23 protein-coding genes are annotated in these 24,924 nt (G+C 60.6%); 10 read left to right on the top strand and 13 right to left on the bottom strand.

Annotated elements, in window-relative coordinates; all coding sequences use genetic code 11:
• Positions 1-23 precede the first annotated feature (23 nt).
• Positions 24-722, top strand: coding sequence for a class I SAM-dependent methyltransferase (locus tag NW848_RS17550; RefSeq protein ID WP_099812983.1), 699 nt, complete (start codon positions 24-26; stop codon positions 720-722).
• Here the strand turns inward: NW848_RS17550 and NW848_RS17545 are convergent.
• Positions 719-2,911 carry an NAD-binding protein gene (locus tag NW848_RS17545; protein WP_414508249.1) on the bottom strand — a complete coding sequence of 731 codons (2,193 nt, stop codon included), beginning with the start codon at positions 2,909-2,911 and terminating at the stop codon, positions 719-721. The genes NW848_RS17550 and NW848_RS17545 overlap by 4 nt on opposite strands.
• A gap of 401 nt (positions 2,912-3,312) precedes the next feature.
• Between NW848_RS17545 and NW848_RS17540 the strand changes: the two genes are divergently transcribed.
• The 3 genes from NW848_RS17540 to NW848_RS17530 all read left to right on the top strand — a co-directional run bounded on the left by NW848_RS17540 (position 3,313) and on the right by NW848_RS17530 (position 7,631).
• On the top strand, positions 3,313-4,365 hold the full coding sequence (locus NW848_RS17540; protein WP_414402403.1) for a Fe(3+) ABC transporter substrate-binding protein: 1,053 nt from the start codon (positions 3,313-3,315) through the stop codon (positions 4,363-4,365).
• 172 nt (positions 4,366-4,537) lie between these two features.
• A complete protein-coding gene (locus NW848_RS17535) occupies positions 4,538-5,806 on the top strand; it encodes an esterase-like activity of phytase family protein (RefSeq protein WP_099812978.1) in 1,269 nt (422 codons plus the stop codon).
• 91 nt (positions 5,807-5,897) lie between these two features.
• Positions 5,898-7,631 (top strand): ABC transporter permease, encoded by a 1,734-nt coding sequence (locus NW848_RS17530; RefSeq protein WP_099812977.1) that lies wholly within the window; start codon positions 5,898-5,900, stop codon positions 7,629-7,631.
• 115 nt (positions 7,632-7,746) lie between these two features.
• Here the strand turns inward: NW848_RS17530 and NW848_RS17525 are convergent, their stop codons facing one another.
• The 8 genes from NW848_RS17525 to NW848_RS17490 all read right to left on the bottom strand — a co-directional run bounded on the left by NW848_RS17525 (position 7,747) and on the right by NW848_RS17490 (position 13,824).
• Positions 7,747-8,691 carry a F0F1 ATP synthase subunit gamma gene (locus tag NW848_RS17525; RefSeq protein WP_011430926.1) on the bottom strand — a complete coding sequence of 315 codons (945 nt, stop codon included), beginning with the start codon at positions 8,689-8,691 and terminating at the stop codon, positions 7,747-7,749.
• Positions 8,692-8,736: 45 nt separating this feature from the next.
• Positions 8,737-10,257: a F0F1 ATP synthase subunit alpha gene (gene atpA, locus NW848_RS17520; RefSeq protein WP_011430927.1), complete on the bottom strand. Its 1,521-nt coding sequence runs from the start codon at positions 10,255-10,257 to the stop codon at positions 8,737-8,739.
• 59 nt (positions 10,258-10,316) lie between these two features.
• On the bottom strand, positions 10,317-10,865 hold the full coding sequence (gene atpH, locus NW848_RS17515) for an ATP synthase F1 subunit delta (protein ID WP_011430928.1): 549 nt from the start codon (positions 10,863-10,865) through the stop codon (positions 10,317-10,319).
• Between the two features lie 16 nt (positions 10,866-10,881).
• Positions 10,882-11,442 carry a F0F1 ATP synthase subunit B gene (locus tag NW848_RS17510; protein ID WP_414402408.1) on the bottom strand — a complete coding sequence of 187 codons (561 nt, stop codon included), beginning with the start codon at positions 11,440-11,442 and terminating at the stop codon, positions 10,882-10,884.
• Positions 11,443-11,477: 35 nt separating this feature from the next.
• Positions 11,478-11,951: a F0F1 ATP synthase subunit B' gene (locus tag NW848_RS17505; RefSeq protein ID WP_011430930.1), complete on the bottom strand. Its 474-nt coding sequence runs from the start codon at positions 11,949-11,951 to the stop codon at positions 11,478-11,480.
• Positions 11,952-12,045: 94 nt separating this feature from the next.
• Positions 12,046-12,291 (bottom strand): ATP synthase F0 subunit C, encoded by a 246-nt coding sequence (atpE, locus tag NW848_RS17500; protein ID WP_011430931.1) that lies wholly within the window; start codon positions 12,289-12,291, stop codon positions 12,046-12,048.
• Positions 12,292-12,520: 229 nt separating this feature from the next.
• Complete coding sequence (gene atpB / locus NW848_RS17495) at positions 12,521-13,267, bottom strand: F0F1 ATP synthase subunit A (RefSeq protein ID WP_011430933.1); 747 nt, start codon at positions 13,265-13,267, stop codon at positions 12,521-12,523.
• 5 nt (positions 13,268-13,272) lie between these two features.
• A complete protein-coding gene (locus tag NW848_RS17490; protein ID WP_228375272.1) occupies positions 13,273-13,824 on the bottom strand; it encodes an ATP synthase subunit I in 552 nt (183 codons plus the stop codon).
• 345 nt (positions 13,825-14,169) lie between these two features.
• Here NW848_RS17490 and NW848_RS17485 point away from each other — a divergent pair, with 345 nt between their 5' ends.
• Positions 14,170-14,754, top strand: a complete 585-nt coding sequence (locus NW848_RS17485) for a DUF3177 family protein (RefSeq protein WP_099812974.1) — start codon at positions 14,170-14,172, stop codon at positions 14,752-14,754.
• Positions 14,751-15,065 (top strand): hypothetical protein, encoded by a 315-nt coding sequence (locus tag NW848_RS17480; RefSeq protein WP_099812972.1) that lies wholly within the window; start codon positions 14,751-14,753, stop codon positions 15,063-15,065. Before NW848_RS17485 ends, NW848_RS17480 begins: the two co-directional genes overlap by 4 nt.
• A gap of 13 nt (positions 15,066-15,078) precedes the next feature.
• On the opposite strand, the gene gpmI is transcribed toward NW848_RS17480, so the two are convergent.
• The 4 genes from gpmI to mnmE form a co-directional block, all read right to left on the bottom strand.
• A complete protein-coding gene (gene gpmI, locus NW848_RS17475) occupies positions 15,079-16,671 on the bottom strand; it encodes a 2,3-bisphosphoglycerate-independent phosphoglycerate mutase (RefSeq protein WP_414508250.1) in 1,593 nt (530 codons plus the stop codon).
• 217 nt (positions 16,672-16,888) lie between these two features.
• Positions 16,889-17,413, bottom strand: coding sequence for a tetratricopeptide repeat protein (locus NW848_RS17470; RefSeq protein ID WP_011430938.1), 525 nt, complete (start codon positions 17,411-17,413; stop codon positions 16,889-16,891).
• A 42-nt stretch (positions 17,414-17,455) separates the two neighbouring features.
• Complete coding sequence (dps, locus tag NW848_RS17465) at positions 17,456-17,956, bottom strand: DNA starvation/stationary phase protection protein Dps (RefSeq protein WP_011430939.1); 501 nt, start codon at positions 17,954-17,956, stop codon at positions 17,456-17,458.
• 118 nt (positions 17,957-18,074) lie between these two features.
• Positions 18,075-19,454 (bottom strand): tRNA uridine-5-carboxymethylaminomethyl(34) synthesis GTPase MnmE, encoded by a 1,380-nt coding sequence (mnmE, locus tag NW848_RS17460; RefSeq protein WP_414508251.1) that lies wholly within the window; start codon positions 19,452-19,454, stop codon positions 18,075-18,077.
• A 150-nt stretch (positions 19,455-19,604) separates the two neighbouring features.
• Here mnmE and glgP point away from each other — a divergent pair, with 150 nt between their 5' ends.
• The 4 genes from glgP to NW848_RS17440 all read left to right on the top strand — a co-directional run bounded on the left by glgP (position 19,605) and on the right by NW848_RS17440 (position 24,757).
• Positions 19,605-22,205, top strand: coding sequence for an alpha-glucan family phosphorylase (gene glgP / locus NW848_RS17455; RefSeq protein WP_414508252.1), 2,601 nt, complete (start codon positions 19,605-19,607; stop codon positions 22,203-22,205).
• Positions 22,206-22,366: 161 nt separating this feature from the next.
• Positions 22,367-23,428: a tetratricopeptide repeat protein gene (locus NW848_RS17450; RefSeq protein WP_011430942.1), complete on the top strand. Its 1,062-nt coding sequence runs from the start codon at positions 22,367-22,369 to the stop codon at positions 23,426-23,428.
• Positions 23,429-23,545: 117 nt separating this feature from the next.
• Positions 23,546-24,070, top strand: coding sequence for an acetolactate synthase small subunit (ilvN, locus tag NW848_RS17445; RefSeq protein ID WP_011430944.1), 525 nt, complete (start codon positions 23,546-23,548; stop codon positions 24,068-24,070).
• A 45-nt stretch (positions 24,071-24,115) separates the two neighbouring features.
• The gene (locus NW848_RS17440; protein WP_414348416.1) at positions 24,116-24,757 is read left to right on the top strand and encodes a hypothetical protein; all 642 of its coding nucleotides are present in this window, start codon (positions 24,116-24,118) and stop codon (positions 24,755-24,757) included.
• Positions 24,758-24,924 lie beyond the last annotated feature (167 nt).

Raw genomic sequence — 24,924 nt, 5'->3', positions numbered from 1 at the left:
GGATTCGTTGAGAATGCTCAGCCATGCCCCAAACCGGCCTCGATACCTTTCAGCTTCTTTACCAGCACCACCGTGGCCCCAGCTTTTGCGAGCGCATGCTGGCCACGGCTCCTGGGCGCTTCAACGAGGCCTTTTGGCGGTTTTGGCAGCAGCACGTTGAGCCTTGCTTGCCTGCTGCGCCCTGCCTGCTGGATCTGGGAACGGGGCCGGGGTATGTCCTCCGGCAGTGGGCCCAGCGCTACCCCGGCGGACAGTTGATCGGCGTAGATCTGATGCCCTACATGTTGGAGCGGGCTAAAGCCGACCTCAAAGACATCCCCGGCATCCAACTGCTGCAAGCGGACCTCCACGATCCCCATTTGCCCCTGCCCGATAGCAGCGTTGACGCGGCCCAGGCGGTGGTGGTGATCCACGAGATGGTGCAGCCGGTGCGCCTGTTGCAAGCGGTGCGGCGTCTACTCAAGCCAGGGGGACGATTTTTGCTAGTGGACTGGGTGCGCGCCCCCCTCAGCCTCTACTTCGATGCCGCCACCGAGGCCCAACTGTTTCAGCCGGACACCCCCCTAGATACCTTGGTGGATCAATTTACCCACTTCTACGAGCACAACCGCTTCAGCGCCGAGGACTTGGCCTGGCTGTTGGAGAAGGTTGGTTTAAGAGTCGTGGCCCAGGAGCTCTACGGGCAAAATCGCTTTGTGCGTCTTGTGGCCGAAAAGCCCTAGAGGACTTCAAGGATCCGCCGCTCGCCGGACTGCACCTGGGCAAACACCTGCACCTCGGTGCTCATTTTGCGCAGTTGGCGGGCCAACTTAATCGCCTTGTCGCGGGGGAGAGGGGGGCTCACCACCGCCGGCAGACAGCGCAACAGCGGCTTCAGGGCCGTCTTGGGCAGCCGCGCATAAAACGCCAAGGTGGAGAGGATCTCGTCTTCAAAGTAGGGGTTGCGACATTCCAAAAGGCGCACTTGATACAGCTCCGGCGGCAGAGGGCGTCCCTGGGCCAGGCGAATCAGGGATCCCACCGTCCCCATCACATACAGGCGATCCCCCCGCTTCAACACCGTCTCGCCCTCTTTCTGCCAGATCTTGGGGAAAACACAGGGCCGGCCCGGTCGGGAGTGATGCAGCAAAATTGCCAGGTCGTAATCCTGGGCCAGTTGCCGCAGGGACAGCCCCAGGTAAGGGCTGGAAGGCGAGACCTCCAGCAGCGTCACCAGCAGCGTTTCCCCCTCCCAAGTTAAGGTGCCGTAAACGGATCCCACCAGCGCTGCCGTGGCAAAAGCGCGCGCCCCCAGGGCGGTGGTGCTGTAGCTGGTTCCCAGCGTCTGCAGATGCCGCTGCATCCGCGCCGCCACCTGGGGATCGGTAACCCGCAAGATGGTGCGGATCCCCGGTTGCAGGCTGTGGGCGGTCAGGGCGGTCTCGAGGTTGGTGAGATCGTCAGGCGTCGTGCAGATCAGGCAGCGGCTGCTTTGGATGCGAGCCTGTTGCAGCGTGCTGGCCAGAGCGTAGTTGCCCCGAATCACCACCGCCCCCTCCCGTTCCGCCGCTTCCACCAGAGGGTTGTCGCTGTCGGGCTCCACCACCACCACCTCATAGCCCATCTGCCGCAACAACTGCAGCACCAAGTAGCTTAGCCGCCCCAAACCGGCAATCACCACATGATCCGCTTTGGGCATACGGGCGGCTCGGCCCAAGCCAAAGCGGCTGCTCACCAACTTGTCGGTCACCAACCCGTAGATCAACCCCACCAGGGCAGCTCCCACCAAGGTCATGACCACCGCCACCACCTTCACCCCCAGCGGCGTCTCCGCCTGCTGAAAAGCCTCGATGTCGCCATACCCCCCTGTCAACACCACGATGGTCAGCAGCAGCCCGTCAACCACAGATTTGCCGATAATTCTGAAATTAATGACCCCCAGCACCAACATCGCCCCCAAGGTGAAGGTGAGGGTATGCACGATGGGCTTGACCTGCAGCAGTCCCTGCAGGCTTCTGCGCAGCCAAGATAGGAGGCCCCGCCCGAACGACTTGCCTCGCCGTTGTTGTCGCCTGTCTTGCGCCTGTCCGCTGGCCCAGCGTTGGGCCCGCGAAGAGCCGCGCCGCCCGTTGCGCTCCAACAGTTGCAGATAGGATCTGGGGTCGCAGATCACCAAAATGCGATCCCCCTCCAGCAGCTCTGCCTCGTGGTCGAAATCGTCGAAAACCCGAAACTCGGAAAAGTCGGACAGCCCGTCCACCGGGTAGTGGAACAGCACCCGCGCCCCAAAGGTTTCCTCCAGTTCCGCGAGGGGCATGTGCAGCAGACGGGAGTTGTAGCCGATGGTCAGCTCCACCACGTTCCAGAGGGTGGTCTCTTGGGGGGCGCCCAAATAAAGCGGATCGGCCAGCTCCGGCGGCATCGTGGCCGGCTGAGCCTCCAACTGGGGCAGCTCGAAGTAGCCGACAAATTCGTCCGAGACAGCCTTGAGGGCAAAGGCCGGAGCCGCTAAGCCGGCAACCGATAGGGAAAAATGCTGCGGCAAAATCGAGTCCAGGTAGCGGGCAAGGCCGGTGTTAAACAGACGAGAGACAATGCGCGCCTGCGGGTTGAGATCTCGAATCAAGAGGGCCAGCTCGAAGTTGGCCTGGTCGTTGTCCTCCAGCAGCAGCGCCACCTTGATCCGCTCGATCCCAGCCCGGCGCAGCACCTCCGGCTGATGGGGATCCCCCTCTACGTATTGCCACGGTTCCTTTAACAAAGAAGGCCGCGGGCCAGGAGCCACCACCACCGCGCGCTGTCCAAAGTCTTCCAGAATCTGCAGCGTCAACGCTGCCAAGTCGTTGTAGCCACAGACTAGGAGGAAAGCACCTGGATCCCGGCCATTGTCTTGCAGTTGCTCATCCGGCCCTTGAGAAGGGGAGCCCACCATACTCCACCATCCACCCTGCTCCCTTTATACCCAAGGCAGCTCTAAAACCCCGACCTACCCAAAATATTCCAGTAAGGGATCCCCTTGCCCGGCCAGCCGCATGAGGAGCGACCTTGGCTCTTGTTTCCAGCGAGAGTTGGCGGATCTGAGGCCAAACGGTTCAAAGATGAGAACAACTCCCAACAGCTTGACTCGGTACTTAGGATCCTCTATCATTGCCCCAGAGCAAAATTCTTGAATAAAAATCTCAATAAGCTTGGCCTAGACAAAGATCAAAAGGCCGGCATTTGGGAAAACTCCCCTGCTTTCAGGGGAGGGACTTTCAAGTGCTTTCTCGGGTAAAGGCATTGCTGACTGGGTCAATGCAGCAGCCTTTCTTGAAATGTTTTTGAGTTTAGGAGTTGGGTATGCGCTTATCGCGACGGCAATTTGTCAGCTGGGCCGCTCTGGGCTCTGTAGCCTTGGCGGCAGGCTCGTTGGGGCGTCCGGCCCGCGGCGCCAACCGGGAGGTGAACCTCTACACCTCTCGGCACTACGGCACAGACGAAAAATTGTACGACCTCTTCAAGCAGAGAACGGGCATTACGGTGAACTGGGTGCAGGGCAAAGCCGACGAGATCGTCCAGCGCATCCGCAGCGAGGGATCCAACAGCCCCGCTGATATCTTCATGACAGTGGATGCCGCCCGACTGTGGCGTGCCCAGAACGAAGGCTTCTTTCAGCCCATTCAGTCGGAGACGCTCTCCAAAAATATTCCCGAGTCTCTGCGGGATCCGGAGGGCTACTGGTTTGGCCTCACCAAGCGGGCCAGGGTGATCATGTACAACAAGGACAAGGTGGATCCCAAGGAGCTCTCCACCTACGAAGATCTGGCCAACCCCAAGTGGCGGGGCAAGGTGCTCACCCGCTCCTCCAGCAATGTGTACAGCCAATCTCTGACGGCCTCGATCATCTTGGCGCATGGGATCCCGGAAACCGAAAAGTGGGCCCGCGGCCTAGTGGCCAACTTTGCCCGCCCGCCGGAAGGGGGAGACATCGATCAGATCAAAGCCGTAGCTGCTGGCGTGGGGGATGTAGCCTTAGCCAACACCTACTACCTGGCGCGCTTGATCAAATCCGACAATCCTGAAGATCGGGCCGTAGCGGAAAAGGTGGGCGTCTTCTTCCCCAACCAAGAAGATCGCGGCACGCACGTCAACATCAGCGGCGCCGGAATTTTGAAAACTGCTCCCAACAAAGAGGCGGCCATCCAGTTTCTGGAGTTCCTCTCCGGCCCAGAAGCGCAGGCTATCTTTGCCCAAAGCAACAACGAGTACCCGGTGCTGCCGGGGGCTGAGATCGACTCGGTGGTGGCCAGCTTTGGCACCTTCAAGGGAGACACGATCAACGCCGCCAGCATCGGTCGCGTGACCCCCGATGCCCTGATGGTTATGGATCGGGCCGGTTGGAAGTAGATCATGCCTCCAGGACAGGCCCTGAGCGCAGCCTCCCGTTGGTAGAGCCGCAAACGTTAAGCAGCTTGACAGTTTTTGGCCAAACGTTGATACTCTAGGACGGCGTTGCCTCCGTTCGAGGCCGCTCGGGCCTTTTGTCTATACTTTTTCAAGGTTTCTGGAGGCTCAGCCAATGAAGCAACTGCGCACTGCAGTCTTGTTTTTGCTCCTCCCTTTTTTAACTTCTTCCTACAGCAGTAGCCCGGCAGAGGCCATTGAAAGCCTCCCCGAAAAGGCTCCCGTTCCCAAGCGGGATCTGCTTTTAACCACGGAAAACGGCGTCAAAATCTATAATGGCGGGTTTGGCTCTGGCCTTGCCTTTGATGGCCAGTACTTCTATGCTCTCACCGATCGCGGCCCCAATATCGACGGAGCTGAATCCAACGACAAGATCTTTCCTAAGCCCGACTTTACCCCTCAAGTTGCCAGATTATCCCTGGAGGGCGAGGGCTTCAAGTTAGACAAAGTCATCCTGCTGCAAGACGAAACCGGCAAAAATCTCACGGGGATCCCCAATCCATCTGATTTGGGGGGAACAGGAGAAAAAGCTTACGATCTCAGTGGCAAACAGATAGCGCCGGATCTCAAGGGCATCGATCCAGAAGGCATTGCGGTGGCCAAAGATGGCAGTTTTTGGGTTGCCGACGAATATGGACCTCACTTGATCCACTTCGACGCCAACGGCAAGGCCATCGAGTGGCTAAATCCTTTTGGGAGCGGAGTCGGTGGCAAAAAGCTGCCAGAAGTCTACAAACATCGGCGCCCCAATCGCGGCATGGAGGGGCTGACGCTGACGCCCAATCAGAACTATCTGGTTGGCATCATGCAGTCGCCGCTTTTGAACCCAAACAAAGACGTTCAAAAGACTGCGACCGTTTGCAGAATACTCTTCTATGACCTGACCACGGGCAAGTTTAGGGAATACCTCTACCCTCTGGAGGGAACAGGCACGGCCGTTAGCGAAATTGCCGCCATCACAGACACGACTTTCCTAGTCCTCGAGCGGGACGGCAAAACTCCGGGAGCCGACAAAGACGTAACCAAGAAAATCTACAAAATTGACATCTCTGGCGCTACCGATGTCTTTGATCCTGGCCCAAACGGCCGGTTGGTCGACGGCAAAACGCTGGAGCAGTTGACCCAAGAGGAAAAGGCCGCAGCAGGGATCAAGCCTGTTGCCAAAGAAGAAGTCTTTGACATCACGTCGATCCCCAATTATCTCCACGATAAGCCAGAGGGATTGGTCATTCTCGACGCAAATACTCTGGCGATAGTGAACGATGACGACTTCGGCATTGTCTCGGAAAAAGGCGTGGTTCAGGAGAAAAAGATGCCCTACCTAGACAACAAGCTAGACGAGAACATTGTCTATTTTGTTAAGTTGCCAAAGGGTTTGTTTTGAAAGAGAACCTAGCTGTCAAAAGGGGGAAATTCCCTACGGATTTCCCTTTTTTCTCAGAGCTTGCCGGAGCAGGTGTCCCTGAAAAATTGAGATGCACACAGGAACTGGGCTAAAGTTGTTGAGCAAATCTCTGCAAAAAGTTGGCTTCCCCCCTCTCAGCGGATGGGCACTCCTGACTTTAACCCTCAGCGGCCTCATCCTCCTTCCCGTCCTGACGGTGCTGCTCAGCCTCTTTGCCGATGAGCGGCAGGTTTGGCAGCACCTGGCCGACACGGTCTTGGGGCTATATGTGCGCAATACCCTGGTGATGATGGTGGGTGTGGCAGTGGGCGTTATCCTGGTCGGCAGCGGCACCGCCTGGCTGGTGACGATGTGCGAGTTTTGGGGGCGGGCCTGGCTGGAGTGGATGCTGGTGTTGCCCCTGGCAGCTCCTACTTATGTGTTGGCCTACGCCTACACGGACTTTTTGCAAGTAACCGGCGGCTTCCAGATCTGGCTGCGGCGGGTCACCGGCTGGGGCATCGGCGACTACTGGTTCCCTAACATTCGCTCCTTGTGGGGGGCGATCCTGCTGCTCGTCCTCACTCTTTACCCCTATGTGTATCTCTCGGCGCGGCTGGCCTTCCAGGAACAGTCGGTGGCCTGTTTGGAGGTGAGCCGCTCCTTGGGCTATGGGCCGTGGGCCAGCTTTTTCCGAGTGGCCTTGCCGCTGGCGCGGCCGGGGATCGTGGCCGGCTGTCTGCTGGCTTTGATGGAGACCTTGAACGACTTTGGGACGGTCAGCTACTTTGGGGTCGATACCTTTACCACCGGCATCTACCGCACCTGGACGGCCTTGGGCAATCCGGTGGCTGCCGCCCAGCTCTCGGCGCTGCTGCTGCTGTTGGTGCTGCTGCTGATGGCCCTGGAGCAATTTTCCCGCCGGCGGGCGCGCTACTATCGCCAAGGGTTCAAGCCGTCCCTCACCCGCTACCGTCTGCAGGGGATGCGGGCGGTGGGGGCGTGGCTGGCCTGTGGGATCCCGATTGGGCTGGGCTTTGTCGTGCCGGCCCTGATCCTGCTCAACATGACTCTGCGCCAGGGAGAGTTGGGCCGCCGCTTTTGGAGCTACGCCCAGAACAGTTTTCTCCTCTCGACGATCACGGCGGTGATTGCCGTCTTGGTGGCGGTGGTGGTGCTGTACGGTTTGCGGCTGCAAGGGTTCGAGCAGGCGAGATCTGTCCGGGGCCTGCGGCTGGCGGTGCGGCTGTCTTCTCTGGGCTACGCGCTGCCCGGGGTGGTGATCGCGGTGGGGGTTCTGATTCCCCTAGGGCGGCTGGATCAACTGCTGAGCGACTTGCGGCAGGTGGTACTGCAACAGCCGCCCGGCTTGGTGATCAGCGGCACCATTGTGGCGTTGGTGTTTGGCTACCTGGTGCGCTTTTTGGCCGTTGCCCTGGCCACGGTCGAGGCGACGCTAGCGCGCATTCCTCCCAGCCTGGATGAAGCAGCCCGCAGCTTGGGGCAGGGATCCCTGGGCACCTTGCTACGGGTGCACCTGCCCCTGATGGGAGGCGGGATCCTGGCGGCGATGCTGCTGGTGTTTGTGGATGTAATGAAGGAGCTGCCGGCAACGATGGTGCTACGCCCCTTCAACTTCGATACCTTGGCCGTCCACACCTACCGCATGGCTGCCGACGAACGGCTGGCCGAGGCCGGCGCTCCTGCCTTGGCGATTGTCCTGGTGGGGATTTTGCCGGTGATCCTGCTCAACGCCCAGATAGCCCAGCGACGCAATCTAGGCTCCTCAAATGAAATGAAACGTCTCCCTACTCCCCTCTCCTAGAGGGAGAGGGGTTGGGGGTGAGGGTCGCGGCGCGAGGCGCTTGGCTTTTCTGGGCTAGAGAAGGCTGCCCTCTATGCGTCAGCTTGAGTGCAGGAGTGGGTCACTGGAGGGAAGTTTACAGGGCCTCAGCCCCGGCAACTACCTCCAGGATCTCCTGAGTGATGGCCGCCTGCCGAGCTTTGTTGTAGGCAAGGCCCAGTGTGCGGATAAGCTCGGTGGCGTTGTCGCTGGCGTTGCTCATGGCCGTCATGCGGGCCGCCAACTCGCTGGCCGCTGCTTCCTGCAAAGCCCGCAACAACTGGTTATTCAAGTACAGCGGCAGCAGCGCGTCCAAAATCTGCACCGGATCCTGCTCGAAGATCATGTCCGGCGGCGGAGCGGAAACAGCAGCCACGATCTTGCTGCGCTCGACGGTGAACTCTCCCCCGCGCACCAGAAGGTTAAAAATCTCGTCGTCGCGGGCAGCCAGGCGCGTGGGATCCAGAGGAAGCAGCGACTGCACCACTGGCCGCGAGCTAATCAGCGAGACAAAGCGAGTGTAGATGAGCTCCACCTTATCCACCTTCTCGGAGAGGAAAGCGGAGAGCAGCTCATCCCCAATTTGAGCAGCTTCAGCGGCAGTGGGGATCTGGGACAGATTCACGTAGGTCTTGGCGATGGGGGCAGAGCGGCGCTGAAAATACTGCACCGCCTTGCGGCCCACCAGGTAAAGCCGCACCTGCTGCCCCGTCTCCTGCAGCTCGCGCACCCGCTCCTCGGTGCGCTTGATAACGTTGGCATTGTAAGCGCCGCACAGGCCCCGATCCCCGGCCACCACCAATAGGCCCACGGTCTCAATGGGCCGCTGCTTCAGCAGGGGCAGGTCGACATCCTCCAGCCGCAACCGCGTCTGCAGGCGGTAGAAAACCTGGGCCAGGCGATCGGCAAAGGGACGGGTGGCCATCACCTGCTCCTGAGCCCGTCGCACCCGCGCCGCGGCCACCAGGCGCATGGCCTCTGTAATCTTGCGGGTGTTCTTCACCGCCTTGATGCGGTCGCGAATCCGCTTTAGGTTTGCCATAACCGATCCTCTCTGCTGTGGTCACTGGATGGGGATCCCCGGCAACTAGGCCGCCTTGGCCAGGAAGCTTTGCTTGAACTCCGCGATGGCGGTTTTCAAGATCTCTTCCGCCTCGTCGGTAAGCTGCTTGGTGGAGAGGACGATCTCGCCATACTTGGGATGGGCGGTGCCCAAGTAGGACAGCAGGCCCTGCTTAAAGCTGGAGACTTTCTCCACCGGAATGTCGTCCAAATACCCCCGCGTCCCGGCGTAGATGATGGCCACCTGCTGATCCAAAGACAGGGGCGAGTACTGCGGCTGCTTGAGGATCTCCTGCAGCCGTTGGCCGCGGGCCAGTTGCTTCTGGGTAGCTTCGTCCAGGTCGGAGGCAAATTGGGCAAAGGCTTCCAGGTCGCGATATTGCGCCAGTTCCACCTTGATCGAGCCGGCCACTTTCTTCATCGCCTTGGTCTGGGCTGCCGAGCCGACGCGGCTGACAGAGATGCCGACGTTGATGGCCGGGCGAATGCCGGCGTTGAACAGATCCGACTCCAGGAAGATCTGCCCATCGGTAATGGAGATAACGTTGGTGGGAATATAGGCCGACACGTCGTTGGCCTGGGTTTCCACAATCGGCAGCGCCGTCATGGATCCCTCGCCCAGCCGGCTGTTCAGCTTGGCGGCCCGCTCCAGCAGGCGCGAGTGCAGATAGAACACATCTCCTGGGTAGGCTTCCCGTCCAGGTGGGCGCCGCAACAGCAGCGACATCTGCCGGTAGGCCACCGCCTGCTTGGACAGATCGTCGTAGACCACCAGGGTATGCTTGCCCTGGTACATGAAGTACTCGGCGATGGTGGCGCCGCAATAGGGGGCCAGCCACTGCAGCGGGGCCGGGCTGTCGGCGCCGGCAGCCACCACAATGCTGTAGTCCATCGCCCCTCGCTCGCTCAGGATGTTCACCACCTGGGCGATATTGCTCTGCTTCTGGCCGATGGCCACATAGATGCAAATGACATCCTGTCCTTTTTGGTTGAGGATGGTGTCGACAGCAAGGGTGGTCTTGCCGGTTTGGCGGTCGCCGATGATCAGCTCCCGCTGGCCCCGCCCGATGGGGATCAGGGCATCGATGGCGGTGATGCCAGTCTGCAGGGGCTCGTAGACGGAGCGGCGATCGACGATGCCAGGGGCCGGCGACTCAATGAGGCGCGTCTCGGTGCAGTGAATCGGCCCTTTGCCATCGATGGGATTGCAGAGGGGATCCACCACGCGGCCCAGCAGGGCTTCTCCCACCGGGATGCTGGCAATTCTGCCCGTGGCTTTGACGATAGATCCTTCTTGGATGTTGCGCCCGGAGCCGATCAGCACCGCGCCGACGTTGTCTTCCTCCAGGTTGAGGGCAATGCCCACCGTGCCATCCTCGAACTCCAGTAGCTCGCTGGCCATCACCTTCTCCAAGCCGTAGATGCGGGCAATGCCGTCCCCCACCTGCAGGACGGTGCCGACATTGGAGATCTGCATCTCCTGGTTGTACTGTTCGATCTGTTGCTTGATGATGGTGCTGATCTCGTCTGGGCGAATTGTAGGCATGGCAGTCCTCTCGAGGGAATGGGAAGGGATCCAAAATTAAGGAAAAACGCTCGGCCAATCTAGGCTAACTGCAGCGCCAGCCGGCGCAACTGGCCGCGCAGGCTAAGGTCGATCACCTGGGATCCAATCTTAATGATCACTCCACCCAGCAACGTGGGATCTTGGCTGGTCTGGAGCTCCACGCCGCTGGCTTGTGTGAAGTCCCTCACCCGCTCGCGGATCGACTGCTGTTGCGCCTCGGTCAAAGGTACCGCTGTGGTCACCTCGGCCAGGACGATATTTTTGAGCTTCCGCTGCAGCTCCAAGAACCGCTGGCAGACGGCCCCGAGGAACATAATACGGCGACGGTCGCTCAACAGCTTGAGCGCGTTCAGCAGCAGCGGGTGGATCTGGTCGGCAAACACCTGCTGCAACAGGTTTTTCTTGGCTTCCGCCTTGACCAGGGGACTGGCGAGGAATTGGCCCAGCTCCGGCGTGGCCTGCACAACCGCGGCAATGAAACGGATGTCGGCCTCAAAGGTATCCAATAATCCCTGCGCAGAGGCCAGCGAAACAAGGGCTTCGGCGTAGGGATCCACCACTCTGGCGGCCATGGTGCTGCTGATCATAACTTCCCCTTTCCTCCTAGCGGGCAATCATCTGGATCCCCCGTTCAATCAGGCGCTGGTGCACCTGCTCGTTGAGGTGTTGCGGCAGCTCCTGCTCCACCTTGCTCAGGGCTTGGCGCACGATCTGGCGGCGCAGCTCCTGGAGAATTTGCTCTTGTTCGGCAGAGAGATCCCTTTCGGCGTTGGCGCGCAGCCGCTCGATCTCCCCCTCCGCCTGCTGCAACAGCTCCTGCCGGCGGGCTTCCGCATTGGCCTCCGCCTGTTTGCGAATGCGCTCCGCCTCCTGCTGAGCCTGCGCCAGCTTTTGCTGCTCCTCCGCCAGCCTCTCGATCGCCTCCTGCTTGCGCTGCTCCGCCTGGCGCAGCTCCTCGAGGATGCCTTCTCGCCGTTTGGCCAGAGCTTCCCCCACCACCCGGCGGCCCAAAATGTACAGCAGGCTGAGGATGATGGCGATGTTGATTAAGTTGCTTTCCAGAATCGCATCCAGGATCCCCTTTTCTGCAGAACCCTCAGTGGCTTCCGTCACCGGCTCGGCAACGGCCAAAAGCCAAGCGGGCACAAGGCTCCACACCAGCATCACGCGCTACTCCAAAGGAATGTTCAACTGGCCACTTAACGGGCGCTGCCCAACAGCTTCTCGGTGATCTGGGCGGCAATGGCATCCACTTGCTGCTGCAGTTGTTCGAGCGCCGTCTGCTTTTCCTGCTCGATTTGCCGCCGCGCCGCCTCCAGCTTAGCTTGGATCTCCGCCTGGGCCGCCGCCAGCTTCTCCGAACGGATACGGGCCGCAGCCGCTTCCGCCTCGGCGATCACCTGCTGCGCCTGGAGGCGGGCCTGGCCGATCTCAGCCTCGTACTGGCGGGTCAGGGCCATCGCCTTGTCCAGCCGCTCCTGGGCCTCCGCCTGGGTGGTGCGGATGTAGTCGTTGCGGCTGTCGATAACCCGAGTAACCGGCTCGTAGAAGAGGGAGTTGAGCACGGCCACCAGCAACAGAAATTGGACGGCAATGATGGGCAAGGTGGCGTCGAGATCGAAGAGGCCATTTTTCTCGGCAGCTTCAACGGCCAACAGGGTTGAACAGATCATGGGGCCGCACCAACAGAAACGGGATCCAACATCGAACAAGGCAGGGGGCGAACCGGCGCAACAGAGCTATTGATCCGGGCCGCCCCCAGAGACATCAGGCGAAGGGGTTGGCGAACAAGAGCACCAGCGCCACCACCAGGCCATAGATGGTCAGGGCTTCCATGAAGGCCAGGCTAACCAACAGGTTGCCGCGGATTTTGTCTTCTGCTTCCGGCTGACGGGCCAGCCCCTCCATGGCAGCGGCAGCAGCATTCCCCTGGCCCAGACCCGGGCCCAGGGATCCCAGGCCAATTGCCAGAGCGGCAGACAACACAGAAGCAGCAGAGGTTAACGGATCCATAGCAAGATGCTCCTTGTCGTTACAAAACAGATGTTGACACGAACGCAACAGCGTCTTGAGCTTGAGGTGATCTGACCGGAGTAGTCGAGCCGATCGCCTCTTTGTCGGCGGCCTCCAGGCTCAAGCCCTCGGCCCCAACAAACCTTACCAGAGAAGGGATCCCTTGCGACGACCTTTGAAGGAGAGGGGGCGTTGAACTGGGTAGAAGTCCCCACCTTCCCTCCGCAGGTCAATCGTGGTGATCCCCACCCCCATGACCTTCCAGCGCCTCTCCAATGTAAGCGGCCGAGAGGGTGGAGAAGATCAAAGCCTGAATGGCCCCCGTAAACAGAAATAGGATCATCACCGGCACCGGGATCAACAACGGCACCAGCAACACCAACACCGCAATCACCAGCTCTTCTGCCAAGATGTTGCCGAACAGACGGAAACTCAGGGAGAGGGGCTTGGTGAAGTCTTCCAGGACGTTGATGGGCAACAGAACTGGCGTGGGCTCGATGTACTTCTTAAAGTAAGACAGCCCTCGCTTGCTGATACCGGCCACGAAATACATGACGCTGGTGAGCAGCGCCAAGCCGGCGGTGGTGTTGATGTCGTTGGTGGGAGAGGCCAGCTCTCCTTCCGGCAGGGGAATCAACTTCCAGGGGAAGAGATTGCCCATCCAGTTGGAGACAAAAATAAACAGGAACAAGGTGCCAACGTAGGGCACCCAGGGCCGGAAGTTTTTCTCACCAATCTGGGCACGGGCAATGCTTTGGACAAACTCCAGGGTGTACTCGATAAAGTTTTGCAGACCAGCGGGCTCCCGCTGCAGTTGACGAGTCCCCAACAGCACCACGGTCAAGATCAGGGCGATGGCAATCCAACTGGCAATCAAAACTTGCCCGTGAACCGTAAATTTGCCCAGGTGCCAGTAAAGGTGATGACCAACCTCAAGTTCTGCTACCAGAGGAGGAGCGGAGAAGAACAGGTTCATGAGCATCACGCAGAAGAAGATAAACGGGTCAAGGTCTGAACAAGATAAATCAGCAGGGTGACCTTGTAGGTCATGAACCCCAAGAAAATGGGCAAAATCTGCAAAGACTTCACCTGGGTGGCCAGGACGATTAGCCCGACAAACAAAGCCAAACGCGTTACCCCCAGTCGGCTGCGACTTTTGCCCAGTTCCGCGACGCCGCGGCCCAGCATGCGCAGATAGACTACGCCGACGATTGCCCCCAGCAAATAATTGGCAGCCACCGCCGGCGAGTAAACCAAAGCCACCCCCACCGCAATGGCCAGGCTCACCCCCAAGGTGACCAGCACCAACCATAGCTGCAGTGCTTCATAGCTCCTGCCAGCCGTTGTCGCCTTCTCCCGCAAATCCGCTTTGCCCGGGGCAAGCGACGGCTGCAACGCACTCTGGCAGCCCAGACCCGCCTCCTGCTGTGGCGGAGGCGCCGCCTCCTCCAGGGGCGGCAAAGGCTTAGGCTTCCACGGGGTCGCCTTCCAACGGGCAGGACTGTGGGAGAGGAGTCGGGAAGAACGTGCCATGGGAATGAGGTCACCACCTCTGAGGATCTGGCCTTAACCCAAAATAACACGACTAAGTAACAATACTTAACGAGTTGGGCGAGGCCAGGGCGGGATGGAACCTTGCAACTATCGCCTCGAAAGACGACTAGCCCTTCGACAGACGGAGATGTTCCTCTAAGAATTTACCACCTTCGTGGATCGGCAACGGCAAAAATGGAAAACTTTCTGAAAGACCGCGGATGTAAAGTTTTGCCTGGGGTGGCTGAGAAGCTGCAATCTTCTGTTACCTCCTGTTGTTTTGAGGTGGATCCCGCCGATTCTGTTGCTCTATATACTATGGGGCAGTGAGAAGAAAGGGCGAGGATGATCCCAGTGAGTTGGCTGGTCAAGGCGATCTGGGTGGACTACAGCTTGGCTGTAGCGCTGACGGTGGTGCTGCCGTTGGCTCTCCTAATTTGGGCCTTTGCGGTGGGGTTGCGTCCTCTGATTCAGCTCTTGATCGTCTACTGGCGGGTATCCAGCCTATTGGCGGTGACGGTGTATTTGATGATCGGCGGTCTGCCCATCAGTTTCTTGAGCGGGGCGATGGCGCGGCTGTTGATCCCAATGGGTCTGTGGTTCTGGCAGGATTGGAGCACTGCCCTTGAGCAGTCGAGAAGCGGGGCGGCGCGAGCTTTTTTGCTCTGGCGCTGGATCTTGACTGGCTACATGGGGATTGGGATCCTCTTTTCGGGGGCCTTTGTGCCCTGTGCCTTCCGGGCTTCCCTATCGGCAGAGTGTCGAGCTTGGTTTGAGCCGCCGCTGGGGTTTCGAGAAATTTTCCATCCCAATGTGCCGCCGGAGCTGCTGGGGAGCGTGGGGGCCTGGGGCTTGGTGGCCTACCTGCTCTACAGCGTCTACTTTGTCTGGCGGCTGCGGCCTGGCGCAGACAGGGGGGAGCTGGCATGAGTGCTCTGCCCTGGCCGCTGGCTCTGGAGCGCTACAGCCAGGCCCACCCCCAGGAGGTGCTGCGGGTGGAGGTGGAAAGCGAGGGGGAAGCTGATTTGGTGCTGATCTACCGTGGCTATAGCTGCTCCCTGCAGCGGGCTACGCCCCCCGATCCAGAAGTGGCGGTGATCCCTCCCCAGGCTCGCTTTTTGCAACTGGAGCGCCTGAGCGCTCCTTATCACCCTGAGCGCTCGCAGGTTTTGGCCCTCTACCGAACCTGGGAGGAGTTGAGGGCTTGGCTGATCCAAGAAGGGATCCCCGTGGCCGAGTGAGCAATTCCCGGTCTCAGCGCCCCACTGGACTGGGCTGGCGCTGCAGGATGGTGTATTCTGCCGGCTGCAGAAGAGATTGCCCTGTCATCTCGGGGGGCTGAGGCAGGCCTAGGATCTCGAGCAGGGTGGGGCCGACATCGGCCAGGGTGCCGCCAGAGCGCAGCTTGACATCGCCACCGCGACCAGGGATCTTGCGCCTTTCCCCCTCCACCAGGATGCAGGGCACGGGGTTGGTGGTGTGGGCCGTCCAAGGGTTGCCCTGCTCGTCCCACATCTGCTCGGCGTTGCCGTGATCCGCAACGATTAAGGTGGTTCCCCCCACGTCCACCACCGCCGCCAGCAGACGGCCCAGGCAGCGATCCACCGTCTCCAGCGCCCGCACCGTGGCCTTGAAGTTGCCGGTGTGGCCCACCATGTCGGGGTTGGCGTAGTTGAGCACCACCAGGCTGTATTCGCGGCGGGCGATAGCTTCGATGGCTTTGTCGGTCACCTCCACCGCTGACATCTCCGGCACTTGGTCGTAGGTGGCCACCAGCGGGCTTTGAACCAAGATGCGATCTTCGCCGGGAAAGGGCTGCTCAATGCCGCCGTTAAAAAAGTAGGTGACGTGGGCGTACTTTTCCGTCTCGGCAATGCGCAATTGCTTGAGGCCGGCCTCGCTCACCACTTGGCCCAGCAGGTGATCCAGGTTCTGCGGCTTAAAAAGCACCTGCACCGGCAAGGTCGGATCGTACTGGGTCATGGTGATGAAGGTGAGATCCGGAATCAGACGGCGCTGAAAACCGGAAAAGTCGGGACAGACAAAAGCTTGGGTAAGCTGGCGGGCGCGATCCGGGCGGAAATTGAAGAAGATGACCGCATCTCCCGACTGCACCGCCCCCGGAGCCAAGCGAGTGGGGGGAATAAACTCGTCGGTAATATCCTGGGCGTAAAAGTCTTCCATCACCTCGGCGGCGCTGCGGCCACAGCCAGGGCCGTCTTCCGTCAGGATCTCGTAGGCCTTCTGGGTGCGCTCCCAACGGCGATCCCGATCCATGGCGTAGTAGCGGCCGCTCAGGGTGGCGATGACGCCGCTGCCCAGCCATTGCAGCTCTTTTTCCAGAGCGGCCAGAACCCTGGCTCCATCGCGGGGCAAGGTATCGCGGCCATCGGTGATGGCGTGGACATAGGCAGGGATCCCCGCCTGGGCTGCCAGCTTCAGCAAGCCGTAGAGATGGTCGATGTGGGAGTGAACCCCCCCCTCAGAGCAGAGGCCAATGAAATGAAAACGGCCCCCCTGCTCCTTGAGCCGATGACAAACCTCCACCAAGAGGGGCTCGTGAAAAAGGGATCCCGTCTCGATGGCGTCGCTGATACGCACCAACTCCTGCGGCACCACCCGCCCCGCCCCCAGGGTCAGGTGGCCCACTTCTGAGTTGCCCATTTGCCCTGACGGCAGGCCCACGGCTCGCCCCGAAGCTTGCAGCAGGGTATGGGGGTAGGTAGCCCATAGGCTGTCCACGACAGGGGTTCGGGCGGCCAGCACCGCATTGCCCTCAGGGGCTTCGCGATAACCCCAGCCATCCAGGATTACCAGAACCACAGGTGCCACCGATTGTGCATCCATGAAATGGCCTCTCTTTTTTTAAGACATAATACCAGCCCAGGCAATACGATACCGAATCCTCCATTCCCTCTCAAGATTTCACCTTTCTTGTGAGGGGAAAAGAAGCAACTCCAATAGTCGGGATTGAGCAGCTACCGCCAATCGATAGGCGAGCTGCCATAAGTATTTATACATATTTATACATATCTGCGCAGACATCTACCCAGATAAAACACGGTCAGCCGCGGGGGCTGGGCCGCAAACGTTTGCGCAGGGACTCGGCGCGGCGCTTGGCAATGGCATTCTTCGGATCCAGTTGCAGCACCGTCTCGTAGGCCTCGAGGCCAGGGCCGTAGAGATTTTTCTTCTCGTAGGCATGGGCCAGATTGTTCCAAGCGGTTACATAGCCGGGATCCGCTGCCACCGCGTCTTTGTAGTAGCGGATGGCCAAGTCGTATTGCCCCTGGCTGAAGTAGGCAAAGCCGAGGGCGTTGCAGACGGGGGGAATGTTCTCCCCAGCCACCTCTAGAGCTTTTTTAAGCTGGACGATGGCCTGGTCGTAGAGGCGCTTTTGCAGATAGACGCTGCCCAACTCGTAGTGCTCCTGCGGGGATCCCTTGCCTTTGCTCAGGCGGGGCTGGAGCTGCCGGATGACTCTTTCCTGGGCCCGTATCCGCAGCACCTCGCGCAGGACGAAGTAGCCCACCACGCTGAGGATACCGGCCAAAGCCACCAGGTACAGGAGGGGAGCGTTGACGCCCATTTTGCCTATCCCGCTTGCCTCTTCAGATTTGCCTTGCCAGCGTTACGCCTGCAGGTGAGCCTCGATCAACCAAAGATCTTTGTCGATCTGGCGCGAGATCTCGGTAAACAGGTCGGCGGTATCGGCGTCCCCCAGTTCGGTACTGCGGTCGATGTTGCGGCGCACCGAAGCGGCATACTGGCCGTAGCGGGCCGCCAAAGCCTGCAGGTGAGCCCGGCCGTCTTCAGCCGTCAGGTCGTACTCCGGCAAGGCTGAGGTTTGGGCGACGATGCGGGCCGTGCCGCGGGCAATGCCCCCCAAAGCTGTAACCCGCTCCGCCAGCATGTCCACGTAGTTCTCCAGAGTGCCGGCAAAGGTGTCGAACATCTCGTGCAGGGCGATGAAGTTCATGCCTTTGACGTTCCAGTGGGCCTGCTTCACCTGAGTTTTCAAATCCAGCGTGTCCGCCAAGGACTGGTTGAGCAGCTCCACCAGTTGCGCGCGGGCCTCCGCCGGCAAGTCGATCTGGGTGGGGTAGAGACGGGTTTTTGCGGCGGTAACCATAGCCAACCTCCTAAGTTGTGTTTCCATTATCTGGGATCCGCCTCGGCTCTGGGGCCTGCTGATTCCCGACTGAGTCCATACTAACACAAACTCGGAATGAGTATGAGTTAGCAAGCGCTTACTTGCCGATGCAGAAGCGGCTGAAGATCTGATCCAGCACCGCTTCGGAGATCTCCTCGCCGGTGATTTGGCCAAGGGCGTGCAGGGCGCCGCGCAGGTCGATGGTCCAAAAATCGAGGGGGAGCTGCGCCTGCATAGCCTGAACGACTTGTTCCAGGCTGGCTTGGGCCTGGCGGAGGGCGGCGGCCTGGCGTTGGTTGAGGCTCACCTCCAGGTTGGGCTGGGGCCGCCCCTGAGTCACAAGCTGCTCCAAGGCCTCTTCCAGCTCCGGGATCCCTTGGCCTTGGGCGGCGACGGCGGGGACGCGGTAGGCGATCTCGGGCGGGAGGCGGATCTTGTCGGCGGGGGCGAGGTCGGTTTTGTTGATCACCAGGATGAGGGGGCGGTGGCGGATGGACGCGTAGATGGCGGCGTCGGCATCCGTCCAGCCGGCCTGGGCGTCGATGACCAGCACCAGCACATCGGCAGCCTGGGCTAGGCGTTGGGAGCGCTCCACCCCCAGCCGTTCCACCGGATCTTCGGTGGCGCGGATGCCGGCAGTGTCCAGCAGTTGAACGGGGATCCCTTTCACCACCAGGTGGGATTCCACCACGTCGCGGGTGGTGCCGGGCAGATCGGTGACGATGGCCCGATCCTGTCCTGACCAGGCATTGAGCAAGCTGGACTTGCCCACATTGGGCCTCCCGACAATGGCCACCTTCACCCCGGTGCGCAGCAGTTGTCCCCGTTCTGCCGTGGCCAGCAGAGCTTGGATCTGGGTTTGTATAGCTTGGAGCCGGGCCTGCCAAGCAGCAACGTCCAAGGGGGGCAGATCCTCTTCAAAGTCGATGCGAGCCTCAATTTCTGCCAATAAACCCAGCAGCTCCTGGCGCAGGGCGCGAATGGATCCCCCTAACTTACCCTGCAAGCCTGCTAGGGCCATCCGGGCCGCCTGAGGGGAGCGGGCCGCCACCAGATCGGCCACACTCTCGGCCTGGGTGAGGTCAATGCGGCCATTCAGAAAAGCGCGCAGGCTAAACTCCCCCGGCTGGGCCAACCGCGCCCCCTGCCGCAGGCATTGTTGCAACGTGGCCTGAACCACCATGATGCCACCGTGGCAATGCAGCTCTGCCACATCTTCGCGGGTGTAAGAACGGGGGGCCTGCATCCAAACAGCCAGCGCTTCGTCTAGGATTTGGCCTTTCTCGTCGCGGATCCAGCCGTAGAGGAGCCGATGGCTCTCCCAGACTGCGTTGCGGCGGGCAGGGGTAAAGATGGCTTGGACAATGGGAAGGGCTCGTGACCCGGAAAGGCGCACAATCCCCACGCTGCCCTGTTCAGGCACCACCGCAGTGGCAATGGCAGCGATCGTATCGGCCAGGGGCGCAGTCGGATCCATCCCAAATAGAGCCCTGAGGGAGTTCGAGCAGCCGTTGGATTACAGCTCGGCATCCACTGGATTACAAATCGACATTCAAGTTAAAAAGCCACGCCCTCAGGCTGAGGGCAAGGTAGCCTGACAGTGGAAACAACGCTCCTCCCAGTCTTTATGAAGCCGCTACGCACGTTTAAGGTCACTCCCTACCTGCCTACTCCGCTGGAAAGTCTGCGCTTGTTGGCTTACAACCTGCATTTTAGTTGGAACGTAGAAACCCGCAGCCTATTCCGGCGCATGGATCCCGATCTGTGGGATGCCTGTGCCCACAACCCGGTGGCTCTTCTGGGTCGGATCCGGCAGGAACGGCTGGATGAGTTGGCGGAGGATCCCGGCTTTTTGGCCCAGTTGGAACGGGCCAGCCAACAACTGCAGAGCTACCTGCAGGAGGACACTTGGTATCGCAAGTATCGTTCGGCCCAAGCGGTGGAGGGGGAATGCTATGCCTATTTTTCGGCCGAGTTTGGTTTGGCGGATTGTCTACCCCTCTACTCAGGCGGCTTGGGGGTTTTGGCCGGGGATCACCTCAAGGCGGCCAGCGACCTGGGCTTGCCCCTGGTGGGCGTGGGCTTGCTCTACCAAAAGGGGTATTTCCGCCAGTACCTCAACCCCGACGGCTGGCAGCAGGAACGCTACCCAGTTAACGATTTCTTTAACATGCCCCTGGAGCTGCAGAGAGATGCGGAGGGCCGCGAAATTCGCATTGAGGTGGATTATCCCAACCGCAAGGTGTTCGCCCGCATTTGGAAGGTGACGGTGGGGAGGGTGCCCCTCTACCTGCTGGACACCAACATCGAGCCCAACAGCCAGTACGACCAGGACATCACCGATGAGCTGTACGGCGGCGACCAGGATGTGCGCATCCACCAGGAGATCATGTTGGGGATCGGCGGCGTGCGGGCTTTGCGCGCCCTCGGCATCCATCCCACCGTCTACCACATGAACGAGGGGCACTCGGCTTTTTTGGCGGTGGAGCGCATCCGCCTGTTGATGGTGGAGCAGGGGTTGAGCTTTGAAGAAGCCTGGCAGGTGGCCAAGTCCAGCCAGATGTTTACCACCCACACGCCGGTACCTGCCGGGATCGACCTGTTCCCGCCCGACAAAATCGACTACTACCTCGGCTTCTACTACAGCCAGATGGGCCTGAGCCGGGAGCGCTTTTTGGCCCTGGGCCGCGAAAACACCGGCGACTTTCAATCCCCCTTCAGCATGGCAGTGCTGGCCATCAACATGGCCTCGTTTGTCAACGGCGTCAGCAAGCTGCACGGGTCGGTCTCGCGCAAGATGTTCAGCCGCCTCTGGCCCGAGATCCCGCTGGAGGAAGTGCCGATTACCTCCATCACCAACGGGGTGCATGCCCGCACCTGGGTGGGGGAAGAGAACCAGGCCCTCTACGATCGCTACCTGGGGCCGGATTGGGCGGAGGCTCCCCCCTCGGATCCCCTGTGGCAGAAAGTGGATCGGATCCCGGATGGGGAGCTGTGGCGGGCCCACGAGCGCAGCCGCTCGCGCCTGATCAACTTCGTTCGCGAGCGCCTGGTGGAGCAACTGCAAAAGCGGGCGGCCTCAGCGGTGGAAATTCAGTGGGCCTCTGAAGCCCTCAACCCGGAAGTGCTCACCATTGGCTTTGCCCGCCGCTTTGCCACCTACAAGCGGGCCACCCTCTTGTTTCACAACCTGGAACGGCTCAAAGCCTTGCTCAACCATCCCCGCTACCCGATGCAGTTTATCTTTGCCGGCAAAGCCCACCCCCGCGACAACCCCGGCAAGGAGCTGATCCGGCAAATTGTGCAAGTGTCGCGCCAGCCGGAGTTTCGCCAGCGGCTGGTGTTTATCGAAGACTACGACATGTACATCACCAGCCTGCTGGTAGCCGGGGTGGATGTGTGGCTAAACACCCCCCTGCGCCCCCGCGAGGCCAGCGGCACCAGTGGCATGAAGGCGGCGGCCAACGGCGGACAGAACCTGAGCATTTTGGATGGCTGGTGGGATGAGGCCGATTACTACCAGACCGGCTGGCCCATTGGCCGCGGCGAGGAATACGAGGATCGCGCCTACCAAGACGAGGTGGAGTCCAACGCCCTCTACGACCTGCTGGAACAGGAGGTTGCCCCTCTGTTTTACCAGCGCGGTAGCGATGGCCTGCCCCACGCCTGGATTCGGCGCATGAAGCAGGCCATTCAGCTCAACTGCCCCCGCTTTAGCACCCAGCGCATGGTACTGGAGTATGCCGAGCGGGCCTACATTCCCCTCAGCAACTACTTCGACCGCATGCGCCGCGATAACTTCGAGTCGGCTCGCCAGTTTACCCGCTGGCGCAGCCATCTGCAGGAGAACTGGTACAACATTCGGGTTGTCAATGTCCAGGTCGAACCCCCCAAGAAAGCTTCCGCCGCCGGCCTCCCCTCGGCGCAAAACGACCAAGTGGTGATGGCCCGCGATCCCCTCACGGTGACCGTTGAGGTGCGGCTGGGATCCCTGCAACCCCAGGATGTCATCGTCCAGGCCTACCAGGGGCCGGTGGACGACAACGGCCAGATCCGGAACGGCCAAGCAACCCCCCTGCGCTACGTGGAGACGGTGGAGGATCGGGCCATCTTCTCCGGCCAGATTCGCTACGAGGCCAGCGGCTTGCAGGGGCTGGCCATCCGCCTGCTGCCCTTTCATCCTGACATGCACGATCCCTATGAGCTGCGGCTGATGCTCTGGGCCTAGAATGTCCGTTCCACCCAAAAGGGAGAAGGAAGGGGAACAGCAGGGATCCCCTTCCTATGCGGATCCAGCCTGAACAAGAGAGACTCCCCAAATTCGTGCGGATGGGTGTTTCTCGCTGCCCAATCAGGCAGAATCAGAGAAACCAGCTCCGGGTTGATGCCATGCTCAAAGCCCACGACTCGGCCGGTTTGCGCCTGTTGCTCGCGGCTGCCCTGCTGTTGGGGGGCTTGGCCAGTTGGCGGCAGGATCGCCTCTCGGCAGTGATGGGTCTGGCCAGTGCGGCAGCCATTTCAGCCTTCACCCGCCCCGCCATCTTGGCTTACAACCGGGGTCGCGAACGGTGGCTGAACCGGGATCTGATAGGGGCTGTCGAGCAGCTCAACCTGGCGCTGCAGCAGGATCCCTGTCTGACCAACGCCCACCTTCTGCGCGGCCAGGTTTACCTCGAACTCGGCCAACTTCCCCAGGCGCTGGCGGACTTCGACCAAGCCACCCGGTTGGCCCCGCGCCGGCCAGAGTCCTATCTCTACCGCGGCCTCCTTCTTCAGTTGCAGGGGGATTTGCAGGGGGCAATAGCCGAGCTTGCCGAGGTAGTACGCCGGCATCCTAGCGCCCCCCACCACCTCCGCTTGGCCAACCTGCTCAGGCAACAGGGATCCCTGCCTTCAGCTCTAGCTCACCTGGACGAGGCCATTTGTCGGGATCCCACCTCGGCGCCTGCCTATGCCTGCCGCGCTACGGTGTACGGCTACCTGGGAGAATGGGAGGCGGCTGTGGCCGATTGGTCCCAGGCCATCCGCTGGGATCCCTGTCCGGCCCACCACTATGGGCGGGGCGTTGCCTATGCTTGGGCCGATTGCTATGACGAGGCCATTGCCGACCTCAGCCGCAGCCTCGAGGCAGAACCCTGCCAACCCCACGTTCTCTACATCAGGGGCAATCTTCTCTACGAGCTGGGGGAGATCAAAGCTGCCCTCGACGATTACGACCAGGCCTTTCGCTTGGAAGCCGACGGCAACCTCGGGGATCCCACCGACGAGTACGGCTTGTACGGTCGGGGGCTGGCTTACGGAAATATGGGAGATAGGGCAACGGCTATTTCCAGTTGGCAAGCCGCTTTGCAGGTCAGCCGCCAACACCACAACCTAGTTTTGCAGGAACAGGCGCATCGATCTTTGCGGCAGCTCCAGGATTTGGACGGAGATCCCGGAGCCTTTGGCTAGCGAGGTCGAAGGGATCCCCTCAGAACATTGCCGCGAAACTGGCGTAAAATTTGCTTATCGCCATCTCAATTCCCCTGATCTGCAGTTGGATTTTTCCCACCTCCTTCTGTGGCTGCCGTGAAACACACCCTCAGCGCTCTTGTGCAGGATCAGCCCGGGGTCTTAACCCGCATCGCCGGCATGTTTGCCCGCCGGGGCTTCAACATCGACAGCCTCACCGTTGGCCCCACCGAGCGGCCTGGCATCTCCCGCATCACCATGGTGGTGCAGGGGGATGAGCACGATGTGGAGCAGATGACCAAGCAGCTCTACAAGCTGATCGACGTGCTGAAAGTAACCGACATTACCCATGTCCCCTGTGTAGAACGGGAGCTGATGCTCGTCAAGGTCAACGCCAGCATCGAAACTCGCTCGGCCATCATGGACGTGGCGCAGATGTTCCGTGCCCGGATTGTGGATGTGGCGGAAGAGTCTTTGACTTTGGAAGTGACAGGGGATCCGGGCAAAATGGTGGCCATCATCAAGATGTTAACCAGCTTCGGCATTCGGGAGATTGCCCGCACCGGCCTGGTAGCTCTCACCCGCGAGTCGGGAGTCAATACCGAGTACTTGAAGCAGCACCCCACCGTGGCAGTCGTCTGAGGGGCTTGGCCACGATGCCAACAGAGATTGCTTAGGGAGGAGGCCATGGCAAAACCGGAGAGAAGCCGGCGCCATAGGGGGCAGGCCCTGCGCAATAGCCTGCGTTGCCTGATGAGCCTCCTGGCCATTGGGCTGTTGGGGTTACTGGGGGGCTGTGGCCCCCGACCTCCCAAGTCGGTTGTGCAGCAGGCTCTGGCCTACCAGATCTCCCACCCGGCTGAGCCGGTTGCCTCGCTGGTGGGCAGCGACCGCTTAGCAGGCCGTTTGGAAGTGCAGGATGTCCAAATTCGTCAGGATCGCCGTGAACCCCTGCTGTTGGCCTCAGGAGAGAAACTGGAAGGCCACCACCTCAGCGGCACCTATACCGTAATTGTCAAGCCACCGGGATCCCGCCGCCCCTACCGCCGCAAGGGGGATCCCTTCCAGCTCACCCTGGCCCACCAGAAGGCGCAAAGTTCCCCTTCCCCTGGGGGAGCGCAGCCCAAAACCCTGCCCGAACGGTGGCTACTGGCCCATCCCTCTCCCGATGCCAAGAGCTGGGAGGTCATCGACTTTTTCCCCCAGCCGGCACCGCTGCCGGAGCTGCCTCCTGCCGAACAGGCGTACCGACACCCGACTGACCTTGACGCTCTCCCCGCCCCTATAGCTGGCTTTCGCCCAGGGGTAAGCCAGAGAACTCTTTCCTAGGCTGGAGGACTGCTCCCACCGGAGAAGTCAGCTACCTTCCCTGGGGAGGAAGAGATCCTTCGCGGCTACCTGGCCACAACAAAGCGCTACGTAGAAACTCCAAACAACGGTAGGCAGGCTCCTCTGCAGGCCTCAATGTTGTCCCTTGCGCCGCCATTTTCTGGGTC

This window comes from Synechococcus sp. RC10A2 (assembly GCF_047502605.1).
Note: the sequence above shows the minus strand (reverse complement) of the source record. Positions and strands in the feature narration are given on the sequence as shown.